The organism is Paenibacillus phytorum, assembly GCF_013141715.1.
In the GTDB taxonomy this organism is placed as follows: domain Bacteria; phylum Bacillota; class Bacilli; order Paenibacillales; family NBRC-103111; genus Paenibacillus_E; species Paenibacillus_E phytorum.
The window spans coordinates 1-719 of the sequence record NZ_WHOA01000121.1; the positions used below are offsets into that span (position 1 = coordinate 1).

2 protein-coding genes are annotated in these 719 nt (G+C 30.9%); both read right to left on the minus strand.

The annotated features are described in order from the left end of the window. Positions 1-30: 30 nt before the first annotated feature. Positions 31-270 (minus strand): DUF3953 domain-containing protein, encoded by a 240-nt coding sequence (locus GC098_RS17925; protein ID WP_171644516.1) that lies wholly within the window; start codon positions 268-270, stop codon positions 31-33. Between the two features lie 31 nt (positions 271-301). Then, on the minus strand, positions 302-694 hold the full coding sequence (locus tag GC098_RS17930; protein WP_171644518.1) for a hypothetical protein: 393 nt from the start codon (positions 692-694) through the stop codon (positions 302-304). Positions 695-719 lie beyond the last annotated feature (25 nt).

Consider the following 719-nt stretch of genomic DNA (forward strand, 5'->3'; position numbering starts at 1 on the left):
CCGCTGTTTTATTGAACTATCGTTCTTCGTTTAGTTTAATAAGAATCCTTTTATGGAAGCAATAAAAACAAATAAAGAAACGATAATGCTTATATATCCCCAAAATCTTTTTCTACCTTTTTGAAGTTCAGCTAATCCTGTCACTAACATGAAAAGCGCTAGGAATAACATCAAATACGGCATCAATTCAAAGTTTTGAGTAATTAGACTAAAAAGAGAGCAACAAATAACGATTATTGTTAAAGTAATTCTACTTATCTTTAAAAACATGATCCCTCCTACTGAAAATTGATTAGTGCTTTCATTTAGGTGATACTTTAGAAATGTCCAATCTTAGCAATCTACCTGTCGTTGAATCAATATAGGCATAGCCCATAAAAAAACGGAAACAAAGAAAACCATCGCACCATTTTTCTGAAATGTCTATTCCCTTATAGTGATAAGAGTTTAAAACACGAAAGTAATATAACTTTACCCTATCACCTGTTTTTAAATTATTGATAAATACTGTTCTTGAGCCCTCATTACTGCTTAAACTATCCATTTCTGTTTGTGAGGTTTCGTCTGTGAAGGTGGAGGGGATATTTCTGATTTCAGTCTTAACAATTTTGACATTTGCATTAGGTAGATATGGTGGAATGACTTTAACGAAGTAATCACTATTTCTTACCAAACATGTTTTTAACACAATCATTATTTAGTTTTAATCTTCAATTAAT